The organism is Massilistercora timonensis (genome assembly GCF_048354975.1).
Taxonomy (GTDB): domain Bacteria; phylum Bacillota; class Clostridia; order Lachnospirales; family Lachnospiraceae; genus Massilistercora; species Massilistercora timonensis.
The window spans coordinates 1-7,290 of record NZ_DBGCJQ010000060.1; the positions used below are offsets into that span (position 1 = coordinate 1).

Annotated in this window: 9 protein-coding genes; 7 read left to right on the forward strand and 2 right to left on the reverse strand. The window is 51.9% G+C overall.

The window, feature by feature from the left end:
* From rlmN to ACML7B_RS05155, 6 genes are all read left to right on the forward strand, one after another.
* Window positions 1-1,030, forward strand: a 1,030-nt coding sequence (rlmN, locus tag ACML7B_RS05130; protein WP_418539553.1) for a 23S rRNA (adenine(2503)-C(2))-methyltransferase RlmN, incomplete at its 5' end; no start/stop codon positions are given.
* Window positions 1,031-1,777, forward strand: coding sequence for a Stp1/IreP family PP2C-type Ser/Thr phosphatase (locus tag ACML7B_RS05135; protein WP_346707985.1), 747 nt, complete (start codon window positions 1,031-1,033; stop codon window positions 1,775-1,777).
* Window positions 1,771-3,858, forward strand: coding sequence for a Stk1 family PASTA domain-containing Ser/Thr kinase (gene pknB / locus ACML7B_RS05140; protein WP_418539555.1), 2,088 nt, complete (start codon window positions 1,771-1,773; stop codon window positions 3,856-3,858). Before ACML7B_RS05135 ends, pknB begins: the two co-directional genes overlap by 7 nt.
* Before the next feature lie 12 nt (window positions 3,859-3,870).
* Window positions 3,871-4,749, forward strand: a complete 879-nt coding sequence (gene rsgA / locus ACML7B_RS05145; protein ID WP_418539557.1) for a ribosome small subunit-dependent GTPase A — start codon at window positions 3,871-3,873, stop codon at window positions 4,747-4,749.
* Between the two features lie 5 nt (window positions 4,750-4,754).
* Window positions 4,755-5,417 (forward strand): ribulose-phosphate 3-epimerase, encoded by a 663-nt coding sequence (gene rpe, locus ACML7B_RS05150; protein WP_346707988.1) that lies wholly within the window; start codon window positions 4,755-4,757, stop codon window positions 5,415-5,417.
* Entirely contained in the window at window positions 5,410-6,081 is a 672-nt protein-coding gene (locus ACML7B_RS05155; RefSeq protein ID WP_346707989.1) for a thiamine diphosphokinase, read from the forward strand. The genes rpe and ACML7B_RS05155 overlap by 8 nt, the downstream gene beginning before the upstream one ends.
* A gap of 60 nt (window positions 6,082-6,141) precedes the next feature.
* On the opposite strand, the gene ACML7B_RS05160 is transcribed toward ACML7B_RS05155, so the two are convergent.
* Together ACML7B_RS05160 and ACML7B_RS05165 are read right to left on the reverse strand one after the other, a co-directional pair.
* The gene (locus tag ACML7B_RS05160) at window positions 6,142-6,468 is read right to left on the reverse strand and encodes a type II toxin-antitoxin system RelE/ParE family toxin (RefSeq protein WP_418539559.1); all 327 of its coding nucleotides are present in this window, start codon (window positions 6,466-6,468) and stop codon (window positions 6,142-6,144) included.
* The gene (locus tag ACML7B_RS05165; protein WP_346707991.1) at window positions 6,465-6,728 is read right to left on the reverse strand and encodes a type II toxin-antitoxin system prevent-host-death family antitoxin; all 264 of its coding nucleotides are present in this window, start codon (window positions 6,726-6,728) and stop codon (window positions 6,465-6,467) included. Before ACML7B_RS05165 ends, ACML7B_RS05160 begins: the two co-directional genes overlap by 4 nt.
* 192 nt (window positions 6,729-6,920) lie before the next feature.
* Between ACML7B_RS05165 and ACML7B_RS05170 the strand changes: the two genes are divergently transcribed.
* The coding region (locus ACML7B_RS05170) for a GTPase (RefSeq protein ID WP_418539562.1) at window positions 6,921-7,290 on the forward strand (370 nt) is incomplete at its 3' end.

A 7,290-nucleotide genomic window follows, 5' to 3' on the forward strand; every position in this document is an offset into this window, starting at 1 on the left:
TGCCTCATACAATCTGGAAGAACTGACACAGGAAATGAAAACCCTGGGGGAGAAGCCCTTCCGGGCCAGACAGATCTATGCCTGGCTCCATCAGAAGCTGGCGGGGGATTTCCAGGAGATGACGGATCTCTCCAAAGCCTTAAGGGAACGGCTTGAGGCAGGCTATGAGATCCGGAAGATGGAGCCGGTGGCCCATCTCATCTCAAAGAAGGATCCCACGGAGAAATTTCTCTTTGAGCTTGAGGACGGCAACCAGATCGAGAGCGTGCTGATGAAGTATAACTACGGCAATTCCGTCTGTATCTCATCCCAGGCGGGCTGCCGGATGGGGTGCCGGTTCTGCGCCTCCACCATCGGCGGACTGAACCGCGCTCTGACGACCTCAGAGATGCTGCGTCAGATCTATCAGATCCAGAAGATCACAGGAGAGCGGGTCTCAAACATCGTGGTGATGGGGACGGGAGAGCCGCTGGATAACTATGACAATTTCCTTAAGTTCATCCATATGGTAAGCGACGCCAACGGGCTTAACATCAGCCAGCGCAATATCACAGCCTCTACCTGCGGGCTTGTGCCCCAGATCCACCGGCTGGCCGGAGAAGGTCTGCAGATCACTCTGGCCCTGTCTCTCCACGGTTCTACCCAGGAGAAGCGTGAGAAACTCATGCCCATCGCCCGGAAATATAAGCTTTCGGAAGTGCTGGCGGCCTGCGACGACTATTTTGACAAGACGGGACGGCGGATCACATTTGAGTACAGTCTGGTGAAGGGAGTCAACGATACGGATGAAGACATTGCCCATCTGACCGGGATCCTGAAGCCCAGGAACTGCCATCTCAACCTGATCCCGGTGAACCCCATCAGAGAGCGAGATTTCCAGCGCCCGGACAGGGAAAATGCCCTGGAATTCAAAAATAAACTTGAAAAAAACGGAATTAATGTTACTATAAGAAGGGAAAGAGGCTCCGACATTGACGGGGCCTGCGGCCAGTTGAGGAGACGGTATCAGACCGTACAAAAGGAGAACTAGATGAAACTATACGCGAAAACCGACGTGGGAAGAAAGCGGGAGATCAATCAGGATTATGTATATGTGACGGATAAGCCTATCGGGCCTTTCCCCAATCTTCTTGTGGTCGCCGATGGAATGGGCGGACACAAAGCAGGGGATTTCGCTTCCAAATACACGGTAAAGGTATTGCGGGAAGAGCTGGAGAGCACCTCACTGGATAAACCGGAAGAGATCTTAAGAAATGTGGTGACCAAGGCGAATCATGAACTGATCCGGGCGGCCCACACGGATGTGAAGCTGGAAGGGATGGGGACCACCCTGGTGGCAGGGACGGTCATCGGCAATACCCTTTATTTTGCCAATGTAGGAGACAGCCGTCTCTATCTCATCAACGATAAGATCCGCCAGCTGTCCAAAGACCATTCGCTGGTAGAGGAGATGGTGCGGCTTGGAGGCATTAAGGCGGAAGAGGCCAAGAATCATCCGGATAAGAATATCATTACAAGAGCCATTGGTGTGAAAGAAGATGTGGAGGCCGATATCTACGAGTACCGGCTGAAAAAGGGTGACATCATCCTGATGTGCACAGACGGGCTCAGCAACATGGTGGAAGATGAAGATATGTTTGATATTGTAAAAGGAGCCAGGGATATCGTGGAGGCGGTGCTGATGCTGATCGAGAAGGCAAACAGCAACGGCGGAAGAGATAACATAGGGGTTGTCATGGCGGAGCCGCTGGCGGACGAGGTGAGTAGTACATGGTAAAAGACGGGATTTTTCTTGGAAAGAGATATGAGGTATTAAGTAAGATCGGCGCAGGCGGTATGGCGGATGTCTACAAGGGAAGGGACACCAAGCTGAACCGTTTTGTGGCCATCAAGGTGTTGAAGAAGGAGTACCGGGAGGACGAGGATTTTGTGCGTAAATTCCAGTCCGAGGCCCAGGCGGCTGCCGGACTTATGAACCCTAATATTGTAAATGTATACGACGTAGGAGAAGACAGGGGCCTCTATTACATGGTCATGGAGCTGGTAGAGGGCATCACCCTGAAGGATTATATTGAGCGGAAGGGAAGGCTGTCTCATAAGGAAGTGATCAGCATTGCCATCCAGATGTGCACCGGAATCGGCGCGGCCCATGCGGCAGGCATCATCCACAGGGACATTAAGCCTCAGAATGTGATCATTTCCAGGGACGGGAAGGTGAAGGTAACGGATTTTGGCATTGCCAAGTCAGTGACCTCCAACACCATCAGTTCCAATGCCATGGGCTCGGTCCACTATACCTCTCCGGAACAGGCCAGAGGCGGATTCAGTGACGCCAAGAGCGATATCTATTCCATTGGTATCACTCTTTTTGAGATGGCTACCGGGCAGGTGCCTTTTGACGGAGATTCTACCGTATCTGTGGCAATCAAACATCTGCAGGAGGAGATCACGCCTCCGTCGGAACTGGTTCCGGACATCCCCTACAGTCTGGAGCAGATCATCCTGAAATGTACGCAGAAAAATGCAGAGAGAAGATATAAGAGTACCGAAGAGCTGATCCGGGACCTGAAGAGATCCCTGGTGGATCCGGAAGGAGACTTTGTTATCATTCCGCCTCTTCGCAATGCAGATACGGTCATCATCACCGATGAGGAACTGGACGATATCCGCAGCAATTATGACGAGGATGAGGACGGGTATGATTCAGACGAGTACGGCGAAGACGACGGGTGCGATGGGGATGAGTATGAGTACGACGACGAGTACGGTGAGGACGAGTACGAGGACGATGAGGATGACTACCGGGGACGGCGCAGAGGGCGCAAGGGTTCAGAGGAAGTCAACCCGCGGATGAACAAAGTCATGAAGATCCTGATGATCGTAGTGGCGGTGATCATCGTATTTATCATTATCTTTGCCATCGGCCGGGCAGCCGGGATCTTCAAGACCTGGGGGCCGGGGCTTGTGACAGAAGAGTCTGAGAGCAAAGTGAAAGTTCCCTCGGTTGTAGGCATGACAGAGGAAGAAGCCAAGGAAGCCCTGAATGAAAAGGGACTTGGCATCAAGGTAAGCTATGCGGAGTCCGATAAATATGAGAAGGGCTTAGTCTGTGAGCAGAACCCGGAGGAAGGCGAGCGGGTGGATAAGAACACCCGGGTAGAAGTGGTAGTGAGCTCCAAGCTGGTAGGCGAGGAGATCACAGTGCCGGATGTGTCGGGCAGAGATGAGTCAGAGGCTCAGAAGATGCTGGAGGATGAGGGCCTGAAGGTGGGCACTTCTGAATTTGTCTTCAGCGATGAGTACGATGAGGGACAGGTGATCGGGACGACCCCGGCGGCCGGTTCCAAAGTGGGAAAAGAGACTCAGGTGATCATGCAGGTGAGCAAGGGCACTGAGAAGAAGACCGTGCCCAATGTAGTGGGCAAAAAAGACGGAACAGCCCAGAGCGCCATCGAGAGCGCAGGACTGAAAGTAGGAAAGGTTACTTACCAGTATGATGACAGTACCGGCAAAGGTCTGGTCATCTCCCAGAGTGTGAAGGGCGGAGAGAAAGTGAAGCCGGATACCAGCATCGATCTGGTGGTGAGCAACGGACCAAAGCCGGAGGAAAAGATTTCTGTGAAGAGCTTCGTTAGACAGTCAGAATCAGCCCTGATCCAGTGGGCGAATTCGAATGGATTAGAGATATCCTGCGTGGGAGAGGAATACGATGACGGCTTTGAGCTTGGCGACATCACTTTTCAGAGCCCGTCTTCAGGAAAGGTTTCAAAAGGGACTACGATCCGGTATAAGGTAAACGTCGGATCACAAAGTTCCGGAGATGATGAGGAAACTTCTGACAGTGAGGACGAAGAATAACAGGACGAGGTTATGCAGGGTAAGATCATAAAAGGAATTGCCGGATTCTACTACGTTGACGTAGCAGGATCCGGTGTTTATGAATGCAAGGCCAAGGGGATCTTCCGCAAGGAGAAGATCAAGCCCCTGGTGGGAGACAATGTAGAGATCGAGGTGCTGGATGAGGCGGAGAAGACCGGGAACATCATGGAGATCCTGCCCCGGAAGAATGAACTGATCCGTCCGGCGTCCGCCAATGTAGACCAGGCGCTGGTGGTATTCGCAGTGACAAAGCCGGCGCCCCATTTCTATCTTCTGGATCGGTTCCTGGTGATGATGGAGATCCAGGAGATCCCGGTGATCCTCTGTTTCAACAAAGAAGATATCGGAGAAGAGGAAGAGATGGAAAAGCTGCGGGAGATCTATGAAGGGTGCGGGTATCCCTGCCTTTTTATCAGCGCCCGTAAGGAGAGGAATATTGATGAAGTAAGAAAGCTGCTTCAGGGGAAGACCACAGTGATCGCCGGGCCCTCCGGCGTAGGCAAGTCCTCTCTTATCAACCGGCTGCAGCCGGAGGCCAACATGGAGACCGGGGCGGTGAGCCGCAAGATCGAGAGAGGGAGGCATACCACCCGGCATGCGGAGCTTTTCCCCATCGACGGGGAGTCCTATATCATGGATACGCCGGGATTCAGCTCCCTGCATCTGCCGGAGATCGAGAAGGAAGAACTGAAGTATTATTTCCCCGAATTTGCCCCCTATGAAGGGAAATGCCGGTTCCAGGGCTGTGATCACATCCATGAGCCGGACTGTGCGGTAAAGGCGGCGGTGGAGGAAGGGAAGATCCACCCGGTCCGCTACGGGGATTATCAGGATATGTATCAGGAACTAAAGGACAGAAGGAGGTACTAAAGCGTATGGACTATATCTTATCGCCGTCGATCCTGTCGGCGGACTTCAAGGTGCTGGGAGAGCAGATGAAGGCGACAGAGGAAAACGGAGCTACTTATCTGCATTTTGACGTGATGGACGGCATGTTTGTCCCCAGCATTTCCTTTGGGATGCCGGTGCTGAAATCCATCCACGATGCCACTGGCCAGGTGATGGACGCCCATCTTATGGTGCAGGAGCCTATCCGGTATGTGGAGGCTTTTAAAGAGGCGGGAGCCCATATCGTGACCGTTCATCTGGAGGCCTGCGAGGATGTGGGGGCGACTCTTGGGAAGATCCACGACTGTGGGATGAAGGCGGGACTTTCCATCTGTCCGGAGACACCGGTGTCTGCGGTGGAACCCTTTCTGCCACAGATCGAGATGCTTCTGATCATGAGTGTCCATCCGGGATTCGGAGGGCAGAAATTCATCCCGGAATCCCTGGACAAGATCCGGGAGGCAAGGCAGAAGATCCAGGCAGGCGGCTATAACATCGACATCCAGGTGGACGGAGGGATCTATCTTACCAACGTCCGGGAGGTTCTGGATGCAGGAGCCAATATCATCGTGGCCGGTTCCGCGGTGTTCAAAGGAGATCCGGGAGAAAACACAAAGGCATTTATGGAGATATTAAGAAGTTATGAGTAAGAGAATCGTGATCGTAAGCGGCGGGAAATTAGAGGAAGAATTTGTCCTCTCCCTGCTTACAAAAGAAGAAAATCAGAATATCATCGGGGTGGATAAGGGGATGGAATTCCTCTACCGTCACCAGATCATGCCCAGCTACATTGTAGGGGATTTTGACAGCGTAAGCCGGGAGATCGGAGATTATTACCGCAATGAGACGAATGTGCCCATAAGGGAATATAACCCGGTCAAAGACGCCTCGGATACGGAGATCGCCATAAGGCTTGCCATGACTCTGGGAGGCCGGGAACTTCTGATCCTGGGAGCCACCGGCGGGAGGATCGATCACCTGTGGGCCAATGTCCAGTCCCTGATGATCCCCTTCAAGGCCGGGGTTGACGCCAGGATCCTGGACGAGCAGAACCGGATCCGCCTGATCCACGGCGATGTGACGCTGAAGAGATCCGAGGCCTACGGCCCTTATTTCTCCGTGTTCCCCCTGGGGGAAGTGATCTATGGATTCAATATCTCCGGGGCGAAGTATCCGCTGGAGGACCATATCCTGACGCCCTATGACAGCCTGTGCGTCAGCAACCAGTTCGAGGAGGAGGAAGTGACTATCTCCGCGCCCGGCGGGACGGTGATCCTGATGGAGACAAGAGATAAGAAAGTTGAGTCGATTTAGATATGGAACAGGAAAAGCAGCCCATCGTGTGAGGTGGGCTGCTTTTTGTCTTAGAAAAAATTAAAGCAAAGGAATACCTGATTTCAGGATAGAGATCCAGTTGCTTTTGGCATACAGGAAGCGGATTATTGTCACCTGGTTCTCTTCTACCACATAAAAAGCAAGATAGTTTTTTATCTGTATGAAGCGGATTCCCCAGGAAGACAGCAGTCTATCTTCTACGACAGGATGTTCTGCGGGAAACGGCAGCAAGGCATTGATCTTCTGATCCGTTTCTTCTAAAAGATCGTCAGCGGCTTTGGGATTTTTCAGGACGAATTCAATATAATCGGCAGCCTGGGATATATCCCGCTGTGCAACGCTTGTGATATGCAGATTGTAACTCATCGTTTGCGGCGGCTCCTGATCTCTGCCATAGCTTCAGAGAATGGGCGGGTTTTCCCGGCGGCAAGATCATCCATGCCTTCCTGGAGAAGTCCGTATAATTCACAACGGCCTGCCAGTTGTTCATATGCCTCAATGCTCATAACGGCAAGATCTCCTTTGCCGTTTTTGGTAATGAAAACAGGCTCCGCATAATCATGGCAGAAAGTGGAAATTTCGTTATAGCTGTTGCGCAGATCTGCGCTTGAACGGATATTTGGCATAATGGCACCTCCTTTATAAAGAAATTATAACCGAATTTCTTTATATTTACAATATATGTATGCAATTTATTATCAGACCAATTTAGAATATTCCATAGTTTAGAGGAGTCCTTCTATTGAGAGATTGTAAGTACTGTGATATAATTCAACTGTTGTAGTGGAAGAGAAAAAACAAAGGAGAAGTAAAGATATATGAAATTAGGAATCGTAGGCCTTCCCAACGTGGGGAAGAGTACATTATTTAATTCGCTGACCAAGGCCGGAGCAGAGTCCGCCAACTATCCTTTCTGCACTATCGACCCCAATGTGGGCGTGGTGACTGTGCCGGACGAGAGGCTCAACGTGCTGGGAGAGATGTACCACACCAAGAAGATCATCCCGGCAGCCATTGAATTCGTGGATATTGCGGGCCTGGTGAAGGGCGCTTCCAAGGGGGAGGGCCTGGGAAATCAGTTTCTGGCCAACATCCGGGAGGTGGATGCCATCGTCCATGTGGTGCGCTGCTTTGAGGACAGCAATATCGTTCATGTGGACGGGAGCATCAACCCGCTGCGGGATATTG

Bases quoted from the DNA above. Each gene is read 5' to 3' on its own strand.
- rsgA (WP_418539557.1), top strand. From the start codon at position 3,871: ATGCAGGGTAAGATCATAAAAGGAATTGCCGGATTCTACTACGTTGAC.
- rpe (WP_346707988.1), top strand. From the start codon at position 4,755: ATGGACTATATCTTATCGCCGTCGATCCTGTCGGCGGACTTCAAGGTG.
- ACML7B_RS05155 (WP_346707989.1), top strand. From the start codon at position 5,410: ATGAGTAAGAGAATCGTGATCGTAAGCGGCGGGAAATTAGAGGAAGAA.
- ACML7B_RS05135 (WP_346707985.1), top strand. From the start codon at position 1,031: ATGAAACTATACGCGAAAACCGACGTGGGAAGAAAGCGGGAGATCAAT.
- pknB (WP_418539555.1), top strand. From the start codon at position 1,771: ATGGTAAAAGACGGGATTTTTCTTGGAAAGAGATATGAGGTATTAAGT.
- ACML7B_RS05165 (WP_346707991.1), bottom strand. From the start codon at position 6,728: ATGCCAAATATCCGTTCAAGCGCAGATCTGCGCAACAGCTATAACGAA.
- ACML7B_RS05160 (WP_418539559.1), bottom strand. From the start codon at position 6,468: ATGAGTTACAATCTGCATATCACAAGCGTTGCACAGCGGGATATATCC.